Annotated in this window: 18 protein-coding genes and 1 pseudogene; 8 read left to right on the top strand and 11 right to left on the bottom strand. The window is 68.7% G+C overall.

The genetic code is table 11. The features are described 5' to 3' along the window. Positions 1-21: 21 nt before the first annotated feature. The 3 genes from WS62_RS22965 to WS62_RS36835 form a co-directional block, all read right to left on the bottom strand. Positions 22-216 (bottom strand): YqaE/Pmp3 family membrane protein, encoded by a 195-nt coding sequence (locus WS62_RS22965; protein WP_066493295.1) that lies wholly within the window; start codon positions 214-216, stop codon positions 22-24. A 255-nt stretch (positions 217-471) separates the two neighbouring features. Then, positions 472-1521, bottom strand: a complete 1050-nt coding sequence (locus WS62_RS22960; protein WP_066575641.1) for a phytoene/squalene synthase family protein — start codon at positions 1519-1521, stop codon at positions 472-474. Between the two features lie 17 nt (positions 1522-1538). Continuing rightward, positions 1539-1727, bottom strand: a complete 189-nt coding sequence (locus tag WS62_RS36835) for a hypothetical protein (protein WP_066575639.1) — start codon at positions 1725-1727, stop codon at positions 1539-1541. On the opposite strand from WS62_RS36835, the gene WS62_RS22950 reads away from it, so the two are divergent. The 4 genes from WS62_RS22950 to WS62_RS22930 all read left to right on the top strand — a co-directional run bounded on the left by WS62_RS22950 (position 1711) and on the right by WS62_RS22930 (position 5514). Further along, positions 1711-2004 carry a hypothetical protein gene (locus tag WS62_RS22950; RefSeq protein ID WP_197422901.1) on the top strand — a complete coding sequence of 98 codons (294 nt, stop codon included), beginning with the start codon at positions 1711-1713 and terminating at the stop codon, positions 2002-2004. The two genes, WS62_RS36835 and WS62_RS22950, sit on opposite strands and share 17 nt — an antisense overlap. 127 nt (positions 2005-2131) lie before the next feature. Continuing rightward, positions 2132-2521, top strand: coding sequence for a VOC family protein (locus WS62_RS22945; RefSeq protein ID WP_066493211.1), 390 nt, complete (start codon positions 2132-2134; stop codon positions 2519-2521). 844 nt (positions 2522-3365) lie between these two features. Continuing rightward, positions 3366-5027, top strand: coding sequence for an alkaline phosphatase family protein (locus WS62_RS22935; RefSeq protein WP_066575632.1), 1662 nt, complete (start codon positions 3366-3368; stop codon positions 5025-5027). Between the two features lie 265 nt (positions 5028-5292). Continuing rightward, positions 5293-5514: a hypothetical protein gene (locus tag WS62_RS22930; protein ID WP_066493208.1), complete on the top strand. Its 222-nt coding sequence runs from the start codon at positions 5293-5295 to the stop codon at positions 5512-5514. Positions 5515-5632: 118 nt separating this feature from the next. On the opposite strand, the gene WS62_RS22925 is transcribed toward WS62_RS22930, so the two are convergent. The 3 genes and pseudogenes from WS62_RS22925 to WS62_RS22920 all read right to left on the bottom strand — a co-directional run bounded on the left by WS62_RS22925 (position 5633) and on the right by WS62_RS22920 (position 11161). After that, positions 5633-9571 carry a DUF748 domain-containing protein gene (locus WS62_RS22925; protein WP_066575630.1) on the bottom strand — a complete coding sequence of 1313 codons (3939 nt, stop codon included), beginning with the start codon at positions 9569-9571 and terminating at the stop codon, positions 5633-5635. Continuing rightward, a pseudogene (locus WS62_RS38395) lies at positions 9571-9728 on the bottom strand (transcriptional regulator). The gene WS62_RS22925 and the pseudogene WS62_RS38395 overlap by 1 nt, the downstream one beginning before the upstream one ends. Then, positions 9725-11161 carry a DUF1254 domain-containing protein gene (locus tag WS62_RS22920; RefSeq protein WP_066575628.1) on the bottom strand — a complete coding sequence of 479 codons (1437 nt, stop codon included), beginning with the start codon at positions 11159-11161 and terminating at the stop codon, positions 9725-9727. The pseudogene WS62_RS38395 and the gene WS62_RS22920 overlap by 4 nt, the downstream one beginning before the upstream one ends. A gap of 557 nt (positions 11162-11718) precedes the next feature. Between WS62_RS22920 and WS62_RS22915 the strand changes: the two genes are divergently transcribed. Both WS62_RS22915 and WS62_RS22910 read left to right on the top strand, forming a co-directional pair. After that, on the top strand, positions 11719-14643 hold the full coding sequence (locus tag WS62_RS22915; RefSeq protein WP_082721209.1) for a heavy metal translocating P-type ATPase: 2925 nt from the start codon (positions 11719-11721) through the stop codon (positions 14641-14643). 212 nt (positions 14644-14855) lie between these two features. Continuing rightward, positions 14856-15284, top strand: a complete 429-nt coding sequence (locus WS62_RS22910; RefSeq protein ID WP_066575626.1) for a DUF4087 domain-containing protein — start codon at positions 14856-14858, stop codon at positions 15282-15284. Between the two features lie 149 nt (positions 15285-15433). Here the strand turns inward: WS62_RS22910 and WS62_RS22905 are convergent, their stop codons facing one another. Both WS62_RS22905 and WS62_RS22900 read right to left on the bottom strand, forming a co-directional pair. Next, positions 15434-15913: a GNAT family N-acetyltransferase gene (locus WS62_RS22905; protein WP_066575624.1), complete on the bottom strand. Its 480-nt coding sequence runs from the start codon at positions 15911-15913 to the stop codon at positions 15434-15436. Positions 15914-16086: 173 nt separating this feature from the next. Next, entirely contained in the window at positions 16087-16275 is a 189-nt protein-coding gene (locus WS62_RS22900; RefSeq protein ID WP_066575623.1) for a hypothetical protein, read from the bottom strand. Positions 16276-16433: 158 nt separating this feature from the next. On the opposite strand from WS62_RS22900, the gene WS62_RS22895 reads away from it, so the two are divergent. Further along, positions 16434-17636: an MFS transporter gene (locus WS62_RS22895; RefSeq protein ID WP_082721207.1), complete on the top strand. Its 1203-nt coding sequence runs from the start codon at positions 16434-16436 to the stop codon at positions 17634-17636. Positions 17637-17973: 337 nt separating this feature from the next. Here WS62_RS22895 and WS62_RS37570 read toward each other — a convergent pair whose 3' ends face one another. The 3 genes from WS62_RS37570 to WS62_RS22885 form a co-directional block, all read right to left on the bottom strand. Then, on the bottom strand, positions 17974-18129 hold the full coding sequence (locus WS62_RS37570) for a hypothetical protein (RefSeq protein WP_197419210.1): 156 nt from the start codon (positions 18127-18129) through the stop codon (positions 17974-17976). A 191-nt stretch (positions 18130-18320) separates the two neighbouring features. Next, positions 18321-19826, bottom strand: a complete 1506-nt coding sequence (locus WS62_RS22890) for a hypothetical protein (protein WP_442855098.1) — start codon at positions 19824-19826, stop codon at positions 18321-18323. Between the two features lie 96 nt (positions 19827-19922). After that, entirely contained in the window at positions 19923-20618 is a 696-nt protein-coding gene (locus tag WS62_RS22885; RefSeq protein WP_010117834.1) for an MgtC/SapB family protein, read from the bottom strand. Positions 20619-20726: 108 nt separating this feature from the next. Here WS62_RS22885 and WS62_RS22880 point away from each other — a divergent pair, with 108 nt between their 5' ends. Then, positions 20727-21830, top strand: a complete 1104-nt coding sequence (locus WS62_RS22880) for an AGE family epimerase/isomerase (protein WP_066575616.1) — start codon at positions 20727-20729, stop codon at positions 21828-21830. The last annotated feature ends 140 nt before the right edge of the window (positions 21831-21970 follow it).

Below are 21970 nucleotides of genomic sequence, written 5' to 3'. Positions count from 1 at the left end.
GCGCCGCGCGACGACGCGTGATTACGAACGCCGGCCGATCGCCTCTTCGATCTTCCTGTCGGTGTTGTATTGGCTGAGCGCGTACACCGACCAGATCGCGGCGGGCAGCCAGCCGATCAGCGTGATTTGCAGGATCAGGCAGATGATGCCCGCGAACGGGCGGCCGATCGTGAAGAACTGCAGCCAGGGCAGCAGCAAGGCGAGCAGAAGACGCATCGTGATTTCCTCTTTGTCGGATTGCCGATGATCGTAGTCGATCGGCGCATAGATGGCGGCTCGGCGCCGAATTTCAAGCGGCGCGCGGCGGTGCGTCGAATATTCCACCGTCCGCGTGCTGGCTGGCGCGCCGGCCAGCCACGCGATCGTTATAGCAGACCTGAAATTAAACGGTCCTTAAAAATGGGAAAGCGCGTTCCGGTTCCCCATTCCACCACGCGACGCGCGAGCGAACGAGCGGGCAAGCGCAGCGCATCAAGCCGCGAGCCGCGCTTCGACGTCCGCGATCAGGCGATCGAGCCATGCACGCAGCGCGCCGTTCGACATCGCGAGCGGCAACGAATACGCGATGATCCGATACACGTCGCCGCGCCGCACCTTCGACGCGCGTGCCGGGTCGAGCCATGCGTCATTCGATACGAGCAGCGCGAGCGTCTTCAGGCCGATCACGATCGGCCACAGGCACGCGAGCCGCAAGCGCGGCGCGCGGCGCGGAATCGCGAACGTGTAGTCGATGCCCGCGCGGAAATGTTCGAGCGTCTTGCGCACGAGCGCATGCAGCAGCGGCCGCGCGCGCCGCGACGCGTCCGGCCGCAGCAGATCGTCGGCGCGCAGGCCGTACCCGTCGAGCATCGCCTGCGGCAGATAGCAGCGGCCGATCCGCAGATCCTTCCCGCAATCGCGCAGCACGTTGGTCATTTGCAGCGCCTTGCCGAAACGAATCCCGCGCTCGGCCATCGTGTCCGGATGCTCGGTCAGCAGGCCGGGCAGATGCGCACACGTCATCTTCGTCCAGAACTCGCCGACGCAGCCGGCGACGAGATACGTGTAGCGATCGAGCTCCGGCCATTCGCGCAGCGCGGCGATCCGGCCCGACGATTCGTCGGGGAACGTGAGCAGATCGAATTCCATCCCTTCGGTGAGCGTCGTCACGACGTCGCGCACGGCGTCGCGATCGGACGCGCTTAGTTGCGACAGCACCGCGAGCGCGGGGCCGAGCGATTCGAGCAGCGTCTTCTCATCCGAGAGCATTTGTTGCCCCGCGACTTCGCCCGCGATCCGCGCGAGCGCGTCGGGTTCGGGCGTGCCGTTGACCTGCGCGCGCAACGACAGCAGCAGTTCGAGCCGCTGCGCGGGCGGGATCAGCGGCGTGTCCGCGATCGTGTCGGCCGCGCGCGCGAGCAGATACGCGAGGCCGATCGGGTCGCGCATCCCTTCGGGAAGCACGCGCAGCGTCAGATAGAAGGAGCGAGAAACGCCCTTCAGCAGAGGGCCTAGCAGAAAGGCCCGGGAGGGATTGCCCATGGATCGGATCAGGTCGGTCATACGATTTGCTGCCGCATTGTATCGGCAAACGCGCGCGGGCCGCCGGGCGATTGTGGGCGGCGCACGCCACCGGCAAGCGCCGTCGAGCCGCGCGCGGCGTCCGGCAATGCCGCGATCGATATCCGCGCCGCGCCGCAATGCGTACAATCGCATTCTTTCCAGCATGAGGTGAACGCGATGGCCATGAAGAAAACCGATCTCGAGAAGAACAAGGCGTTGAAGCTGACGCAAGCGATGAAGCACACGACATCCGCCCGCTTCGGCAAGGGCGCCGATGACACGGCACCCGATCGTCGCGAGCGGCGCAAGCTTGAGCAGGCGCAGGGTCTCGTGCCGTTCGCGTGCAAGCTCAACATCGAACTCGTCGCGCGCCTGAACGAACGGGCGGCGTCGCACCCCGACGGGATGACCGGATTGTTGACCGAACTGCTGCAGCGCGGCCTCGACGAAACCACCGAGTAAATACTGCAAGCGCCGCACGGCGCGCCGGGTGAGGTCATGCAGGGTCCACGCCGTATTTTCGACCTATGCTGAAAACGGAGCTCCGCATAACCCCTCTCATCGACTCTTCGAAAACAGGAGTGACCTGATGAATCCACCCGTCCTGCGTGTCGCCCGCCCGACCAACGACATCGATGCGCTCATCCGCTTCTACACGGAGGCGCTGGGCTTCGACATCGTCGCGCGCTTCGAGAATCACGAAGGTTTCGACGGCGCGATCGTCGGCCATGCCGGCTATCCGTGGCAAATCGAGTTCACGCACCAGCATGGCGTAACGGTCGCGCGCGCGCCGACCGCCGAGCATCTGCTCGTGTTCTATCTGCCGGACCGCGGCGCGTGGACCGAGGCCGTCGAGCGCATGCGCGCATACGGCGCCGTGCCGCACCGTTCGGAGAATCCGTACTGGGATCGTCAAGGCGTGACTTTCGAAGACCCGGACGGCTATCGGATCGTCCTGCAGAATTCGCAGCCGAGCTGAGCGCGCGCTTGCGAGTGGCGAAAGCGCCGCGCGACATGTGATGCATCGTGCGATACGGCATCGACATGCGACGCACGGCACGCGATGGTTGCGCGCGCATCCATCGCGGCCGGCGGTTCGGCACGCTCTCGTTCGGCGTTCGGCACTCGCCGTTCGTCGTTCGTCGTTCGTCGTTCGTCGTTCGTCGTTCGTCGTTCGTCGTTCGTCGCTCGGCGTTCGGCGTTCGGCGTTCGGCGTTCGGCACTCGTCGTTCGGCGTTCGGCGTTCGGCACTCGTCGTTCGGCGTTCGGCGTTCGTCGCTCGTCGCCCGGCGCCCGGCGCCCGGCGTTCGATCGAGACACCCCGGCTGCGCGCCGCCTCGATGCAATGCGTTCGCATTCACGATCGAGCGCAGCGAATTCGCGTTGACAAGCGGCGTCCCGACAACGAGCAGCAGCGCTCCGATTCGAGTGCGTCATCGCACATCCTTCGCCATCGGCCACGCGCGTCATCGCACGCGACACCTGACGCGTCGGTCGCTGTTGCACACAGCGCAGCAGCCCGCTCGTCTCGAAAATTGAGCGGCCCGTCGCTCCGCCTTGCTGCGCGCATCGAGGCGCCGCGCTCGCGCGCGCCGTGACGAGCGCTCAACGACCGATCCCGCCCCCTCGCACCCGCCGCCCTCCCGCCGCCTCGCCGCGATACAAATTCTCACAACATCGCCGCACCGCCCGCCACGCTTGCGTCGCGCGCCGCTGCGCGCATCGACAGACAAACGAAAGCGACACGTCACGACACATTCGCAATGCGCGTGCAGATTGCAGCCCCGGGTGTGGGTATGTCAGTCCAATTGACGAGGTCAACAATGAAACGCAATAGTAAGCAGTTCGAAATCGGTGCATGGCTCGGCGCCGGCGCGCTCGCATTCGCGAGCGTGGCTTCGGCCGCCGCCGCGCAGGATCGGGATCAAGATCACCGCCCCGTCGACGCGAAGCACGTGCTCCTGATCAGCGTCGACGGTCTGCACGAGCAGGACGTCGCGCGCTGCGTCGGCGCGAACACGTGTCCGAACCTCGCGCTGCTCGCGAAGTCGGGCGTCACGTACACGAACGCGCATACGCCGGGTCTGTCGGACTCGTTCCCGGGTCTCGCCGCGCTCGTGACGGGCGGCTCGCCGAAGAGCGCGGGTCTCTTCTACGACGTGTCGTACGACCGCACGCTGTATGCACCGTCGGATACGACGTGCTCGGGCAAGCAAGGCTGGAACGTCGTGTTCGACGAAACGACCGGCATCGACGCGCAGAACGGCGGCGCGCTCACGCACCTCGACGGCGGCGGCGCGTTCAACCCGCAGGCGATCCCGCACGCGCGCGTGAACGGCCAGTGCGTGCCCGTCTATCCGCACGACTACGTGAAGACGAACACCCTGTTCGAAGTCGTCAAGGCGCACATCCGCGGCTCGCACACCGCGTGGGCGGACAAGCACGCGTGGGGCTACGACTGGGTGAACGGCCCGTCGGGCAAGGGCGTCGACGACCTCGCGCGCACCGAGATCAATTCGATCGATCCGGCGACGAACACCAGCTACACCGACATCTACACGCACACCGAGAAGTTCGACAACTATCACGTGCAGGCGATCGTCAACCAGATCGACGGCAAGAACTCGACGGGCGCCGCGGCCGCGCCCGTGCCGACCGTGTTCGGCACGAACTTCCAGACGCTTTCCATCGCGCAGAAGGCGACCGTCGCATCGGGCGGCGGCTATCTCGACGCGAGCTTCACGCCGGGGCCGGAAGTCACGAACGCGATCGCATACGTCGACGGCGCGCTCGGCCGCATCGTCGCCGAGCTCAAGCAGCGCGGCCTGTACGACTCGACCGTCGTGATCGTGACCGCGAAGCACGGCCAGTCGCCAGCCGATCACACGAAGCTCGTGAAGAACGGCGACACGCTGACGGCGCTCCTCGAAGCGAACAACTTCCTCGACCCGAACGGCAACTTCGGGCAGAACAACACGGCGTCGGGCAACCTGAACGACGGCACGGGCCTCGTGGGCACGGGTTTCGTGCAGACCGACGACGTCGGCCTCGTCTGGCTGCGCGACCAGAGCCAGTTGAACGCGGTCGTCGCGAAGCTGAAGGCGAACCTCGGCTGCAACGCGCCCGGCATCTGCGCGGACGGCCCGCAAGCCTACATCCTGTCCGGCGCGAGCGTCGCCGAGCGCTTCGGCAGTCCGGCACTCGGCCGCACGCCGGACATCGTCGTGCAGCCGAATCCGGGCGTGATCTACACGTCGAGCAAGAAGAAGGACGAAGAGCACGGCGGCAACGCGCCGGACGACAACCACCTCGGCCTCGTCGTGTCGTACGCGGGCTTCCATCAAGGCCGCACGATCGACGCGCCGGTCGTGACGACGCAAGTCGCGCCGACGATCCTGCGCTCGCTCGGCCTCGAGCCGCGCCTGCTGCGCGCCGTCGCGCTCGAAGGCACCCGCGTGCTGCCGGGCCTCGGTCTCGACCGCTGAAGAAGCAAGGGAAGGGCCGGCCGCCCCTACATATCGGCGGCAGCCGGCCCTTCCGCCCGATCCGGACATCCGAACCATCCGGTTCGTCTAAACAAGATCGCGCGCCGCGCATATCGGCGCGTTCGCCGCCCGCCCTCTGCGGCGACTTGCCGCCCGGCGCATGCCGCGACGTCCGCACGTCCGGCCCGCCGGGCGATTTTTTTTCAAGGTTGGCGAAGGACTATTGTCATGCGATAAGGAGATCGTCCTTATCCGGAGCATCACGATGGCCACGCTGGAAGCCTTCCGATGCGTGCTCGACGACGCGCGCACGCCCGAGATCATCCGTCATCACATCATCGATTCTCTGCAATACGCGCTGCGCAATTACGGTCAGGTATTCACCGCGAAGGAAGTCGCATGGCTGACCGCGTGGAACGATCCGCGCATTCCGCTCGCCGCGCGCAAGGAGCTCGAGAAGCGCGCCCCGGCCGTCGCGGCGCGCTGACGCGGCGCGCCGCGTCTGCCGCGCACGAGGGCCGTGCGCGGGCACGGAAATAAAAAAAGCGGCGCGGATCGAGCCGCGCCGCCTTCGTCGAGCCGACGTCATGCGACGTCGCGCGGCGTCACTTCAGACCGAAGTCGACGCGCGTCGTCGCCCCCTTGTCCTCGATGCCCTTCGCGTCGAGCTTCGGCGCGACGATGAACATCCGGCTCGGGTCGACCTTGCCCTCCAGATACTGGCGGACCGCCTGCGCGCGGCTCTGCGCGAGTGCGCGCAGGCTCGAATCGTCGACGGGCGCATGATCGGCGATCGCCTGCTTCATGTCGTCGTCGGGCAGCGTCTTCGTCAAGCCGATCACGTTGCGCGGCTTCTTGAAGTCGGCGGCCTTGTACGCCTTCGTCAGATACTTCGTGTACTCGGCGGGATCGACCTTCACCGTCATCGGATCGACACTCTCGCCCTGGCCGACCACGTCCTTCAGCTTCTGCTGCCGGACGAGCCGATCGACGTACGCGTCGCGCAGGCCCGGCAGGTCCTTGACCGGATCGACGCGGCCGATCAGGTCGAGGCGGATCGCCGGCTTCTCCGCAAGCATCTTCGAGATCGTGTCGAGCTTCTTCTCCGACGCGTCGGACAGCTTCGCGAGCCCCGGCTCGAACTCGACGTAGCCGAGCTCCTCGCCGTCGCCGCCGAACGCGTGCGCGAGCAGCGTGAACGGCGACGTGACCGCCTTCGCGATCAGGTTCAGCACCGCGCGCCAGATCAGGCCGCCGACGCTGAACTCCGGATTCGACAATGATCCGGACACCGGAAGATTCACGTCGATCTCGCCGCGCGAATTCTTCAGCAGCGCGATCGCGAGCCGCACCGGCAGCTTCGTCGCGGTGTCGTTCTCGACGTGGTCGCCGAACGTCAGCTGATCGATGAAGATGTGGTTGTTCGCGCTCAGCTGATCATTGTCGAGCTTGTAGTGCAGATCGACGTTCAGCTTGCCCTTTGTGATCGGATAGCCCGCGTACTTCGCCGAGTACGGCGTGAGGTTCGTCAGCTCGATGTCGTGCGCGGTCGCGGTCAGGTCCAGCGCCGGCTTCTCGATCAACGGGTTCACCGTCCCCTTGATCGTGATCGGGCCGTTCGCCGCGAGCTTCGCGCCAACGTCGACGGGCGCGGGCGTCGTCGAGTCGGTGCCGAACGCGCCGACCGTGCCGTTGATCGCGACGAGGTTCGCCGTGTAGTTCGGCTTGATGAAGTTGTCGGTGTACGTGACGCGGCCGCTTTGCAGCAGCAGTTGGCCGAAGTGCAGCCGCACCGGGTGCTGCGGCGGCGCGGCCGCGCGCACGACGGCGGCGCCGGAGGCGGCCGACGTGGATACGGCCGACGTGGATACGGCCGACGCCGACGCGCTCTCAGCCGACGCGGCGGCCGCCGACGCGAGCACCGGCGCCGACGCCGCGACCGACGCCGCGGCGGCCGCCTTCGCTTGCGACGCCGCCTGCGGCGTCAGCGGCACCGGCTCCTTGCCGCTCGCATCGCGCGTCAACGACTGCGCGGGACCGCTTTCCTTCGCGACGACCTCGCGCAAGTTCAACCGCCCTTGTGCGTCGAGCAGCACGCGGCCGTAGAAATTCGAAAACGTCACGCGCGACGCGTCGACATCGGTGCCGCGCACGTTGTCGTAATTCGCCTTCAGGTTCGTGAGCGCGAGCGAGCGCCAGCCGGCGAACGGATCGGACGTCGCCTTGTCGAGCATCCGCACATCGACGAGCGCCGCGTCGCCGCGATACGAAGCCTTCATCGACTGCTTCGCCTGCTCGACATTCAGGTCGCCCTTCGCGTTCAGCAGCGCGCTCGCAACCGTCGCGTTCAGCATGCTGCCGAAGTACGGCTCGAACGCGGCCGCGTCGAGCCGGTTGCCGTTCAGCTTCAGGCCGACCTTGAGCGGCGTCGCCGTCACGTTGCCCGACACGTCGAGCGAGCCCTTGCGGTTCAGCGTCGTCGTCAGCTTGACAGGCAGCGGCTTCGACAGGTCTTCGCTGATCTGCTTGACGCTCAGCTGCAGCGGCGCGAACGCGAGCTTCACCGGCAGCGGCGTCGAGCGATCGGTGAAGTTCGCCTTCGCGTCCTTCACGTTCAGTTCGTCGATCTTATAGCGCCAGGCGGGTGCGGCGGGCGGCGCACCATGTGCGGCCGCGCGCGGCGAGGGCGCCGCTTCGTGCGCGCCGGCGAGCGACGCGAGATCGATCCTGCCGTTCTGCAAGCGCGCGACGTCGAGCGCGAGGCCCGTCGCATCGATGCTCGCGATCTCGGCGGTGCGCGCGGCCAAGTCGATCTTCGTCACCTTCACGCGCGCATCGGGCAGCGCGACCGCCGGCGTTTTCGCGTTCGGCAGCGCGATCTTCAGCGACTTCAGGCCGAGCTCGCTGTCGCTCACCTGCGCGTCGAGCGGCGTCTTCGACCAGTCCGCCTTCGCATTGACCGACGTGCTGAGCGCGCCGTCGAGCACCCGCGCGGACGTCGCGCCGGAGAGATACGGCTGCACGACGGGCAGCGCGAGCGCGTCGACGACGAGCTTCGCGTCCGCCTGCCGCGCCGCGAGGTTGAACGCGCCTTCGGCCTTCAGCGAGCCGCCGCTCGCGACGTCGGTCGCGAGCGTATAGCGCGCGGGCGTCTTGCCCGTCAGCGTGAAATCGGCGAGCGTCGTCGCGACGTGCTTGAGCGAGATCGCTGCGGGCGTCGCGAGCGACGCATCGTTCATGTCGAATGTGCCGTCGTTGATCGCGAAACGCTTGATCATCAGGTCGAGCGGCTGGGTCTTCTCTTTCTCGGCGGTCGCGGCTGCGCTGGACGCGGCCGCAGCCGGCGCGCCGCTGGCCGGCGACGGCTCGACCGCCCCGGACGCGGACGCTGCCGCGACGGCCGGATCGCCCGAAGCAGCAGCGGATTTGGCCGACGCCGGCGTTGAAGCGGCGGCCTTTGCCGCGGCCGGCGTCCCCTCCGCCCCGCCCGCCAGCTTCATGACGTTCAGTACGCCTGCCTTGTCGCGCGTGAGCGACACGACCGGCTGATCGATCCGGATGTCGTCGAAATGCAGCACGTTGCGCAGCGGCTCGAGCTGCGCGGCCGCAACGTGCACCGCGTGCGCGGCGAAGAGCGGCTCGTTCGCCGGGCTCGTCACCTGCGCGTCGTTCAGATCGACGGTGCCCGACACGCGCAGGGCGGGCGTATCGCCCGACATCGCGAAATTCAAGTTGAGATCGCTCGACAGCTTGCCCGAGCGCACGTCGACGGGCAGCTTCGTCGGCGCATAGGACAGGAGGCGCGGCACGTCGAGGCCGTCGAACTTCAGGTTGATCGACGATTCGCGCGACTGCGCGAACGGCTTCGTCTTGCCGTCGATCGCGATTCCGCTGCCGTCGAGGCGCGCGCGCAGCTTCGGCATGACGAAGATGTCGGTCTTCGACGCCAGCGTCGCGATGAACGGAATGCCGACCGACCATTGGTCGACGACGTGCTTCGCGTTCAGCAGCCGGTCGTCGAACTCGATGCGGCCGTCGTTGACCTGGATGTTCGATACCGAGAAGCGCGCCGGCTTCGTCGAAGGCTGCGGCGACGGCTTGGAGAACTTGTCGACCAGGTCGGTGAAGTTGAAGCGCTGCGCATCGTAGCGGACGATGTGAAAGCGCGGCTGATCGAGCCGCACTTCGTCGACGATCGGCGCGAAGCGCGCGAGCGACGTCCACGACGCGCGCACGACGAGCTTGCCGATGTCGACGAAATCGCCCTGACCGCCGCGCTCGCCGACGTGGACGCCGTCGGCCTCGAGCCGTAGCGTGTAAGGATTGAATGCGATCCGCGAGATCGTCGCGGGACGGTCGAGCTGCTGGCTCAGTTGCTGCTCGGCGATGTGTCTGATCAACGGCGGCGCCGCGAAAAAGCCGAGCAGTCCGAACACCGCGAGGAAGATCGCGACGCCGATGCCGGTGCGCTTCGCGCGGCGCGAACGGGCGGCGACGCCGAGCTTTTGCAAGGTCGATTGGACGGTTTCTTTATTGAATGCCATTACTGAATCGCCGTCGAGACGGCAGCGAGTAAATCGGGACGGGCAGGTCCGGCTTTCGCCAGTATAGGCGCTGCGCCTTTCGCGACGCAGCGAGGCTGCGGGCGTCGGCGCGCGCCGCGCCCGGCCTTATGACCGGGCGGCGCGCGCGAACGTTCACTTGCGGAGGACGGCGGGAGGCTGCCAGGTGCCGTCGGCGGCTTGCCGCTTCGGCGCATAGAGCCGCAGCGCGAGCGCGAAGTCGGCGCGCGGCGCGGGCAGCCAGTTCGACGCGTAGCCCTTGCCGGGCGGCGTTGCGGACACGACGATCTCGAGCGAGCCGTCGCGGTTGCGGCGCAGCCGGTCGCGCTCGCCGATCGAGCGGCGCGCGCGGCCCAGGTCGGGCAGCGCACCGTCCGGCGTGTACGGCGCGAGCGACCAGAACGCACGCGCGGGCGGCAGCGCGTTCGGCGCGAAGCGGATCACGTAGCGGTACGCGCCGTTCAGCGGCCGGCCCGCGCTATCGGTCTTGACGACGGCGACGGTCTCGTCGTCGCGCGTCGCCGCGCCGAATTGCGTCGACGCCGCGTACGCGCGCAGCGCGTAATCCTGGCCGTAGCTGCCTGCGCTGTCGCCGAGCCAGCTCCAGCCGTTCGCGGTCAGCACGTTCGGCGGCAGCGCGGCGAGCCGCTCGCGCGCCTCGGCCGCGCCGTTCTCGGCGCCGATCAGCTTGTCGCCCTTCCATTGCACCGGCGCGCCCGCGGTCACGCCGATGTCGGCGAGGATCTCCTGCGCGTGCGCGTCGGCGGCGGGCGGCGGATTGTCCTGCAACGCGCGCGCGACGCGCGAGAAGAATCCGGGCGGGTCGAGCGCCGCGACCTGCGCGACGGGCCCGGCGGCCTCCGACGCCGGATCGGCGGGCGTCGCGCCCGCGTGCACCGCGCGCGACACGCCGCGCGCGTCGCCCGTGTAGACGGACAGCGGCACGACGCGAATCGCGCGCTGCAGCTTCTTCACGGCGGTGAGGTCGCGCCCGCCGCTCGTCTGGATCCGCACGTCGAGCCACACATTGCGCGCGGGCACGTCGACGCGCGCGACGCCTTCGGGCAACCGGCCTTCCCAGCCGGCGCCGACGAACGCGACCGCGCGCGCCCGGCTCAGGCCCGAGCGCGGATTCGCGGACGGGCCGGTCGACCACAGCACGTTGGTCCACATGTCGAGCGCGCGGGCATCGAGATAGCGGCCGCGCGCATCGGGCAGCACGACGACGACCGGCTCGTCGGCGACGTCGAGCCAGCCGGTCGAATCGAGCATGTCGACGCTCGCGAGCGGCGGATTCGCCGTGCCCGGCGCGGGCAGCGCCTGCGCGTGGCGCAGCGTGTTGACGGGCGCGCCGCCCGGCGCGCCGTCGGCCGTCGCGGCCTCCTTCGCGGCGTCCATCAGCACGAGCGGATAAGCATAGATATAGGAATCTGCGACCTCGCTGCGCATCCAGCCCGTCTTGCGCTGGATCGCCTCGGGCGTCGACGTGCAGGCCGCAAGCAGCGCCAGCGCGGCAAGCGACGCGCAAGCGCGCCGCAGAGAAACAGTGGATTCTCGTCGGTTTTTTATCATTCGGTGGCACGGCGAACGCGCGGCAGGGCCGCGCGTGTTGATCGGCGGCCGGCGCGTAGGGCGCGGGGTCTTCCTCGTAGCGTGCGTGCCGGCCGGCTGTTGCTTGATCAGATCGTTATTTTTGGATCGGCAGTATCGTACTCTCGTCGCCCCGGCAAAAACAATGCCCGATCGCGTGAAAAGGCGATTCTGGCCGAAGTGGAGCGCCTCGGCGTGCCGACGTGTTTTCAATATTTGGGATGGCGAACTCGAGAAGCGGACAGACGGCGGCGCGCTGCGACGAACGCCTGGTGCGATCGCCGTCTCGCGATTCGTGTGAAACCGGCCGCCGACGCGCGACCAAACGCCGCGCCGTGCGCATGCCCCCGGCGCTGCGACCGCCCGCCCGAACGCCCGGCGAAGCCTTGCGCGGCCGCCCGCGACCGCGGCAGCCCCGCTCTGCCCGCGCTCCGACGATCGGCATCGGTGCTGCATCGTCCGCTTGACCTTCCCATCATGGGAAAGTTGATACTTGCAGTTGTCGGCGGCATCGCCCGCCTTATCGAATCGGATTGCAGATGACAAACCTGCTCATTCCTGCCGCATCGGTCACGACGAAGCTGTTCGTCGAAGGCATGCATTGCGGCGGCTGCACGGCGCGCGTCGAGAAGGCGCTCGCCCAGGTGCCGGGCGTGACCGGCGCGACCGTGGATCTCGACGCCGGCACGGCGACCGTCGACGCGACGCCCGCCGTCGACGCGGCCCGCCTCGTCGACGCGCTCGTTGCCGCCGGATACCGCGCGACGGTCGCAGCGGAGCCCGCCGCGCACCGGGATGCCGACGCACGGCACGACGGCGCCGGTGAAGCAAACGGCGACGGCGATGCCGTCGTGACGCGTGCGGCGGCCGTCACGCTGGCTGTCGGCGGGATGACCTGCGGCGGCTGCGCGCGCCGCGTCGAGCAGGCGCTCGCGAAAGTGCCCGGCGTGACGGGCGCGAAGGTCGATCTCGCGACAGCGAGCGCGACGGTCGACATCGAGCGCGATGTCGATGCGCGGACGCTCGTCGCCGCCGCGAAGCAGGCCGGTTACCGGGCCGATGTGGTGCGCGACGCGCGCGTCGACGCGTTACCGCCGCCCGATGCGTGCGCGCTCGATGTCGCGGCGCAGTCGCGTGTGTCGCCGACGGCGCCCGAGGCCAACGAAACGACTGTCGCGCCGCCCATGCACGCCGCGGCGGCGGCGACGCTCGAACTCGACATCGACGGCATGACCTGCGCGTCGTGCGCCGGCCGCGTCGAAAAGGCGCTGTCGCAAGTCCCCGGCGTCGCTCGCGCGACGGTCAACCTCGCGACCGAAAAAGCGACGATCGAAGCCGACGCGAGCCTCGAAGCCGCCCGTCTCGTCGAAGCGGTGAAGCGCGCCGGCTATCGCGCCTCACCGGTGAGCGCAGCTTCCGCAGCTTCCGCAGCGTCCGCAGCCTCCACCGCAACCGCGCCGGCCCTCCCCGCGCCGCCCACCACCGAAGACCGCAAGCTCGCCGGAGCCCGCCGCGAACGCCGGCTCGTGATCGCATCCGCGGTGCTGACCGTCCCGCTCGCACTGCCGATGTTCGCCGCGCCGTTCGGCATCGACGCCGCGTTGCCCGCGTGGCTGCAGCTCGTGCTCGCGTCGATCGTGCAGTTCGGCTTCGGCGCACGCTTCTACCGCGCCGCGTGGCACGCGCTCAAGGCGCGCGCCGGCAACATGGACCTGCTCGTCGCGCTCGGCACGTCGGCCGCATACGGCCTCAGCATCTGGCTGATGCTGCGCGACCCCGGCCACACCGCGCATCTGTACTTCGAGGCGTCCGCGGTGATCGTCACGCTCGTGCGCTTCGGCAAATGGCTCGAAGCGCGCGCGAAGCGGCAGACCACCGACGCGATTCGCGCGCTCAACGCGCTGCGCCCCGATCGCGCGCGCATCGTCGAGCACGGCGTCGAGCGCGACGTCCCGCTCGCGCAGGTGCGCGTCGGCACGGTCGTGCGCGTGCTGCCGGGCGAGCGCGTGCCCGTTGACGGCCGGATCGAAGCGGGCGTCACGCACGTCGACGAATCGCTGATCACGGGCGAGAGCCTGCCCGTGCCGAAGGAGCCGGGCGACCGCGTGACCGCCGGCTCGATCAACGGCGAAGGCGCGCTCACCGTCGCGACGGCCGCGATCGGCGCCGAGACGACGCTCGCGCGCATCATCCGCCTCGTCGAATCCGCTCAGGCCGAGAAAGCGCCGATCCAGCGTCTCGTCGATCGCGTGAGCGCCGTGTTCGTGCCCGCGATCGTCGCGATCGCGTTCGTCACGTTCGCCGGCTGGCTCGTCGCGGGCGCGGGCGTCGAGACGGCGATCCTCAACGCGGTCGCGGTGCTCGTGATCGCGTGCCCGTGCGCGCTCGGCCTCGCGACGCCCGCCGCGATCATGGCGGGCACGGGCGTCGCCGCGCGGCACGGCGTGCTGATCAAGGACGCGCAGGCGCTCGAGCTCGCGCAGCGCGCGCGCACCGTCGCGTTCGACAAGACCGGCACGCTGACCGAAGGCAAGCCGACCGTCACCGCGTTCGACGCGATCGGCATTCCGCGCGCCGACGCACTCGCGCTCGCCGCCGCCGTCCAGCGCGACAGCGCGCATCCGCTCGCGCACGCGGTCGTCTCCGCGTTCGACGCCGATGCCGACGCGCGCCGTTCGCCGTTCGCCGCCGCGCGCGCCGGCATGCCGCGCGCGGTCGCGGGCCGCGGCGTCGAGGCGCATGTCGACGGCCGCCTGCTCGCGCTCGGCAACACGCGCTGGCGCGACGAGCTCGGCATCGCCGCGCCGGCCGACCTCGCGCGCCGCGCAACGGCGCTGGAAGCGGCGGGCAACACGGTATCGTGGCTGATGCGCGCCGACGCGCCGCGCGAAGCGCTCGCGCTCGTCGCGTTCGGCGATACCGTGAAGCCACATGCGCGGCGCGCGATCGAACGGCTCGCGGCGCGCGGCATCAAGAGCGCGCTCGTGACGGGCGACAACCACGGCAGCGCGGCGGCCGTCGCCGCGGCGCTCGGCATCGACGAGGTTCACGCGCAAGTGCTGCCGGACGACAAGGCGCGCGTCGTCGCACAGATGAAGCGGACGGCGGGCGACGGCATCGTCGCGATGGTCGGCGACGGCATCAACGACGCGCCCGCGCTCGCCGCCGCCGACGTCGGCATCGCGATGGCGACGGGCACCGACGTCGCGATGCACACGGCCGGCATCACGCTGATGCGCGGCGACCCGGCGCTCGTCGCGGACGCGGTCGACATCTCGCGCCGCACGTATCGGAAGATCCAGCAGAACCTGTTCTGGGCGTTCGCGTACAACCTGGTCGGGATTCCGCTCGCGGCGCTCGGCTGGCTGAATCCGATGATCGCGGGCGCGGCGATGGCGTTTTCGAGCGTGAGCGTCGTGACCAACGCGTTGCTGCTGCGGCGCTGGAAGGGTGAAGCGCGCTGAGCCGCAATAAGAAAGATCGCGACAGCCAGCGCCGCGCATGAAGCAAGCGGCCCGCGGCTCGTGGGTACATCGCGGGCCGCGGGCCGCGGGCCGCGGGCCGTTCGCGACGATGGCGCGCGACAAATCGCGACACGCCGGCGTGCCCGACTGCGTTAGACTTCGCGCATCGACAGGACGACAGCGACGGACGAACGCGCCGCCCATCACGCAGCATGACCTTATCCCTTACCCGCCACCACGCAAAGCACGCGCAAGCGACCGCAGCGGCTTCGCCCTCACGCCGCAGCGGAAGCTATCTGCTCGCCGCGCTCACGCTCGCATTCGGGCTCCAGCAGGCGCACGCGGCCGAAATCCGATGCGGCTGGCTCGAGAACCCGACGCCCGCGAACTGGTGGCTCACCGACCGCACCGGCGCATGGACGCTCAGCACGATGGGCGGCCCCGAAGCCGACGGGATGGACCTGATTCCCGACATGTCGGGCAAGCAATATGTCGAAACCAACGGCCCGCACGGTTACGGATGCGCGTGCCTCACCGTGATCACCGACAAGCAGGAACGGCGGATCGTGAAAGTGCTGAAGGCGAAACAGCTCCCGCTATCGCGGTGTCGGCGCGACAAGCGGCTCAAAGAGCCGGAATGAACGGGGATAACGGACAGGCTTGAACGCGCGCGGCACCGCGCATCTTCGCCGCGCGCGTCGAAACGCTACGCAAATCCGCATCGATGTGAAGACCGCCCGTCGCAGCCGCGACATACCGCCGTGCTCGCAGCGGCAGCACGCCCGCAAGATCAAAGCGGCTCGATCGACTTGACGAACGTCGTTGTCGCGGCGACGAAGCCCAGCTCGAGATACAGCGCGAGCGCGGCCGCGTTGTGATTGAACACCGACAAGCCGATCTCGCTCACGTGCAGTTGCCGCGCGTCGTCCTCGAGGGCCTGCAGCACGCGCGTCGCCCAGCCCTGGCGGCGAAAGGCGGGCTCGATTTCGAGGTCGTAGATGAAGAGCGTCCGATGCGCTCCTTCCGAGACGACGCCGTACCAGAGATGGCCGAGCACGACGCCGTCGCCGGATTCGCTCAGCGTCAGCAGCACCTGATCGTCGGTAAGGAGCCCGTCGGGCAGCAGCGTGTCGATACAGGCGAGCGCGCGCTCGTCGGCTTCGTCCGGCTCGCTCTGGCCGGACTCGATCAGATCGCGCGCATAGCCGCGCGCGGCGTGCGCGCGATATTCGCGGAATTCCGTCTGGGTCATCGGATGCATCTTTAGCATGCCGCACCTGTTCGAAGCAGCCGGGATACCACCCAGTGTAGTGGGCGACGCGCGATTGCGCGAATCGGAATTCGCTTGCGGGTCGCCGGATGCCGAGGTTCGTGCTCGGCGGTTCGAGCGGTTCCGGGAACGCATCCATATTCGCGCGCGGCCGGCTCACGGTCCGCTTCCGATCATTTGGCGCCCATTGCGGCGACGACGGTTTCGCCGGCCGCCGCACGCCATCCGCTCGTCCGTCCTTTTCCGCGCTCCGTGCTCGACTCGCTCTCGCTCGCTTCCGCGTCATCGCGCTCGTTAGCCGTCCAAGCGGCCTCGAGAACGAAGTACCGGCCGCCGCGCTGACCGTATTCGATCAAGCGCATCGATCGTCTGAAGAAATTCGGCGCAGCGGATAGAATCCGTCGGGAGCCGGATTCCGAGCTCCGGATCGAAAACAACGACATTGCGCAGCACGCCCGTTTGGAGAAAGCGATCGCTTACCGCGAGTCTTTTCTTGACGCCTTTCTTGACAGAAACATCGATGATCGAGCGTGTTGAAGTGCAATCGGCCCGCATGGGCCGCTTCTTTCCGATAGCAGTCGTCGTCTTTCTCGGCCTGATGGCGATGGGCATGCCGCTCGGCTCGGTCCCCGCCTTCGTCAACACGAAATTGGGATACGGAATGACGGTCGTCGGGATCGTGATGGGCGTCGAATCCGTCGCGACGCTGCTCACGCGACATTTCGCCGGCGTCACCGCCGACCGCAAAGGTCCGAAGATCGCCGTGCTGATCGGTCTGCTCGGCAGCTTCGCATCCGGTGCGTTCTACCTCGTCGGCAGCGAATTCGCGTCGGTGCCGGCACTCGGCCTCGCGCTCATCGTCGTCGGCCGGATCGCGATGGGCTTCGCGCAAGGCCTGCTGTTCACGGGCGGCAGCACCTGGCCGATCGGCCTATTCGGCGCGGACAACGCGGGCAAGGCGCTGTCGTGGATCGGCATCGCGATGTTCGCCGGCATTTCGGCCGGAGCAGCGCTCGCCGCCGCGCTCAATGAAATGTTCGGCTTCAGGATCGTCGCGCTCGCGACCGCGATCATCCCGCTGGTCGGCCTGCTCATCGCGATGCGGCTGCAGAACGCGCATCTGGCCGCGCCCGCCAATCATGAGGGCAACGCGCCGGAGACGATCAGGAAGATCTGGCGGCCGGGCCTGGTATTCGGGCTCGCGACTGTCGGATACGTGACCGTCACGTCTTTCGTGGCGATCGCGTATATGGAAAAAGGCTGGTCGGGCGCGGAATATGCGCTGTCCGCATTCGGGGTCGGCTTCGTGAGCGCGCGCCTGCTGCTCGGCTCGGGCACGGACAGGAACAACTCGCCAACGATGGCGGTGTGGATGTTGTCGATCGAAGCAGTCGGGCAGTTGCTGATCTGGCAGTCGACGAGCCCGTCGATGTCGATTCTCGGCGCCGCGCTGAGCGGCTTCGGCGTGTCGATGATCTATCCGCTGCTCGCGCTCGTTGCGATTCGCGGCGTTCCGCAGCACAACTTCGGCATGGCGATCGGCTTCTACGATGCTTGCTTCGACATCGCGATCGGCCTGTCGGCGCCGCTCGCCGGCGTCATTGCGAAATTCGCCGATACGTCGGCCGTGTTCGTCGTCGGCTTTGTGTGCAGCCTGGCTTCGATCGTCATGGCGATCAACGTCTATCGCGGCGAAGCGGCGCTCCGCTCATGTTGCGAGTGACGAAGCGGCGCGCGACGAAGCGCGCCGCCACTGCCGTTGCGCCCCGGCGGCAGTCGCCGCCGCCGCACGGTCGCGCGATCGTCGGCCGCGCGATAGCGCAACGCGCCATCCAATCGGCAACGGCCGCGGCGAAAGATGCTCGTCGATGCCGACCGGCGCACTCGCGCGCGGTGCCGACGGCTCTCGGCCTGTCGGCGGTGTGCCGAATTGGTTGCAACTGGCCGCGTTCGTCGAGCTTGCAGCGGCGGTCCGTCGTTCCGTCAGATACGGCGGCTCATTCGCCGGCAAACGAGCGAAACCGCAACGCTCCCGGCGCACCCGCACCGGGCGGAATGCATCAGCGACGGATCAGGCCGACCTGTGCGACGTGCGACTTGCGCACACGCTCCGCTTCGGCGTGGCGGGCTTCGTACGAATATTCGGCGTCGAGCGGCAGATGCGGCGACGTGAAGAGATCTTCGATCTTTTGAAGCAGCGCGAAGATGAGGCTCATTTGCGACTCCTGTCAGCGAAGGATTAGGGTTTTCACCTAAAACACATTCTAAGGGTTTTCCCTAGACACAGATAGTGCATCGCAACAATATCTTCGCGGACCGGGCTTTTCAGGCACGAATGGAACCGCCTCGTTGCGGCTCGGCAACACATGTGCAACATCTCGCCGCAGCCGCCAACCGTCCCCTTTTTTCAGTGTCCGCGGCCTCTGCGCGGCCGTTTGACAGGCATCGCGGGGCTGGAGAGGCGACTCGTCAAGCGATCCACCTGCGCCCCAAGTTCGTCCTGGCGCTGAGACAGCGTCGCGACGGTCGCCTCCTGGGTCGCCTGCACGGCGACGAGCCGGTCGATGCGCTGTTGCAGCGCAGCAGATTCGTCGCGCTGTCGCGACAGCTGCATCGCCTGCACGACCAGCGCGACGATCGCCATGAGCGCGACCACCCCAAGCGCGAGCAGCAAGCGGTTGACGCGGCGCATTTCCGTATCGGCCGCCCGGCGCAGATCGGCCGTTTCGGATTGCAGCGCGCGGATTCGGTCGCCGAGCGGACGCAGGTGGGCGTCGAGTTCGACCAGCGCTGCGGGCGCATTCGGCGGCGCCGAAGCCGCCTGCGATGCCGCCGTCTGGCGCTCGTGGACAGGGGACGCCGACGCCGGGAACGACGTCGGTGACGCGGCGGATGGCGTCGACTGAGTCGGCACGCCGGTAACGTTACCGCCGCCGGGGCCGCTGGGCGTCGAGGACAAGACCGGGGCCGGCGTCGCGTTGCCGCTCGTGTGCGGCGATTTCGGCGATTTCGCCAGCACCGGCGTATCGGCCGACTCGCCGGCGTCGCGGCGCTCCGGGACGGCCGCGGCGCGAGTCGCGACCGGCGACGTCGACTCCGGATCCGCCTGATTCGGATCGGCTCGAGTCGAGTTCATTGGCCCGATGTTCGCCGTATCCTGGGCCGCGGGAGCTTCGGCCGAGCGAGCTTCGTCGGCGAAGCTTTGACGTGGCGGGTTCTCGGGCGTTTGGTCGTGCGCCGCTTCGCCCTGGACGGTTCGACCTCGAGCCGCTTGGCCCCGCGTTGCATCGCCCTGCGATGCCGAACCTCGATGCGCGCCGCGCTGGGCCGCCTGCTTCTTGCTGTCCGCGCGACGCGAAGACGAACGGCGGGAATCGGTCGGGCTGGCTGCCGTCGCATCGTCTGCGCCGGACTTCGCCGTCGCCGGCTCGGCGGCCTGGACGGCAGATGTATCGCGCCGCCCCGAACCCGCATCGGCCGATGCGGACTCGACGGAACTCGCCGGCGCGCTCGCGGATTCACCCACCGAAGCCGTATCTTGCGCGCGCATGCCAGCCGCGTCGGCAGCAGAACGCTCGTCGGCCCCGCCTTGTGTGCGCGCGGCCGAATCTTGCGCGAATCCGCTCAGCAGATCGGCCTGTTCGCCCACCAGTTCACCGCCGCGCGCCGTCGCACGCGCGCTGCGCGCGCTTTCCGCCTTGGCGGTCGGCTTCGCTTCTCTCGCGGCGCTGCCGCCGAACAGATCGAGCGTGTGCTCGTCGCGGGACGCTTCGCTCACCGTCGCATCGCGGCCGGGCCCGGCCGCGGCGCGCGACTGCATACGGCCGCCGCCCGCCGCCGCGGCGCGCGACCGGCGCTTGGACAGGGACGATCGGGAAGAACGAGTACGTGGGAATGCTGCGGAATCGGTCATAGGTCGTGCAGCGGCGCGCCGCACGCGCGCCGGACAATGCTGCGAACAATTTCGGGAAGGCGGCATTGTCTCATGCCCGCCCGGCGATCCCGTAGCTTAATCGTCCGGCAAGCCGCTCTTCTGCTCGGTAAAACCCTTCACGCCCGGCAATTGCCGCAGCCGGGCGCAAATGCTCTCGTATTCGACGTCCGACACACGGCCGAGCGCGATCGTCACTTCGTCGCTGTCTTCCGCGTCCTCGCTCTGCTGGACGATGAAGCGCTTGATGCGCGCGCTGTCGACGCCGAGCGCCGCGTGCGCCGAATCGAACGTCAGCGTGCCGCGCTCGACCAGCAGCACGAGATGGCGGCGCTGGCGCACGGTCAGGTAGCGGCGCTCGAGCGGCTTGATGCCGGCGAGGATGACGAGGATGATGATCGTCGCCGCGATCGCCGCCACGTACAGCCCGCCGCCTACCGCGAGCCCGACGGCCGCGACCGACCACAGGCTCGCCGCCGTCGTCAGCCCGCGGACGATCTCGCCGCGCAGCAGGATCGACCCCGCGCCGAGAAAGCCGATGCCCGACACGACCTGCGCGGCCATCCGCGACGGATCGAGATCGACGTGCGCCTGGCCGAGCACGTCCGCGAAGCCGAACGCCGACACGATCATGATGAGCGCCGAGCCCACGCACACGAGCATGTGCGTGCGCAGCCCCGCCGCCCACGACAGGCGCTCGCGCTCGACGCCGATGACGCTGCCGAGCGCCGCCGCGAGAATCAGCCGCATGATGAGTTCGACGTTGTTCAGCATCCGTACTCTCCTTTTTTCGACGGCGGCGGGCCGCATGCTTTATCCTTGCCGCTCGGCCCGCGCGTCCGGTGCCGCGTCATTTCAATGCCAACCGCGTCGTCATTCGTCATGTCCGCCCACGTCTCCGTTTCCGACCAGGCCGCTCAATTGCGCCGCCATTTCGCGCAAATCGTCTTGCCGCTCTGGCGCGGACCCGGCTTCAACCAGGCGCTGCAACTGCCGTTCGAGGCCGTCGCGCCGGACACGTACGCGCCGCTGCCCGTCACCCGCTATCGCGCGATGGCGTGCGCGCGCCAGCTATTCGTGTTCTCGCAGTCGGGCGACGCCGAGCACGCGCACGCGCTCTTTGCCGCATTGTGCCGCCACTTCCGCGATCTTCGCCACGACGGCTGGTTTTACAGCGTCGACACGCAGGGCGCGCCGCTCGACCGCACGAAGGATTTGTATACGCACGCGTTCGTCGTGTTCGCGTGCGCGGAATATTTCGCGGCGTTCGGCAATCGCGACGCGCGCGACGTCGCGCAACGCACGGCGGCGCTGATCGGCGAGCGCTTCGCGCCGCAGCCCGGCAACGCGCTCCTCGACTCGGCCCGCAGCGAGGACTTCGCCGCGACGGCCGGCGGCCCGCTGCAGAATCCGCTGATGCACCTGACGGAAGGCTGGCTCGCGGCGAGCCGCGCGTTCGGCGACGCCGCGTTCGACGACGCGCTGCTGCGCACCGCACAGGTGGTCGAGCGCACCTTCGTCGATACGCGCACCGGCTGCGTCGCGGAACTGCCGCTCGGCAGCGCGGACAACCGCTTCGAGCCGGGCCATCAGTTCGAGTGGTTCTATCTCGTCAGCGCGGCGGGTGCGCGGCTCGCGGCAACGGGCCTGCCCGACGCGCTCGCGCACGCCTATGCGTTCGCGCAGCGGCACGGCGTCGATCCGGACACGGGCGGCGTCTGCGCGGCGACCGACGCGCACGGTGCGTGCATCGACGGCACGCAGCGGATCTGGGCGCAAACCGAATATCTGCGCGCGCTCGCGACGCACGGCGGCGAGCCGGACGCGCTCGCCCGGCAGATCGCGCGCTTCAGCGAACGGTTCCTGCATCCGCGCGGCTGGTACGAATGCAAGACCGCGCAGGGCGGCGTGGCGCGCGCGGACATGCCGTCGACGACGCCGTATCACCTCGCGACCGCGTACGCGTCGCTGCCGGCGGGCGCGTGACGCGCGATGCGTGCGCGGACGGCGACGCCGCCGCTCATGCAGGCGGGCGCGTCGCCGTGCGCGCACGCCCGTTCGCCCCCATGCAGTCTGGCTTCGTCCATGTTCGCGCCGTGACATTCACACGCTGCCGCCCGCGCATC

This window comes from Burkholderia sp. ABCPW 14, from assembly GCF_001523835.1.
GTDB lineage: Bacteria > Pseudomonadota > Gammaproteobacteria > Burkholderiales > Burkholderiaceae > Burkholderia > Burkholderia mayonis.
The sequence above is the reverse complement of the archived record's forward strand: the minus strand, read 5'-3'. Positions and strand labels throughout refer to the sequence as shown.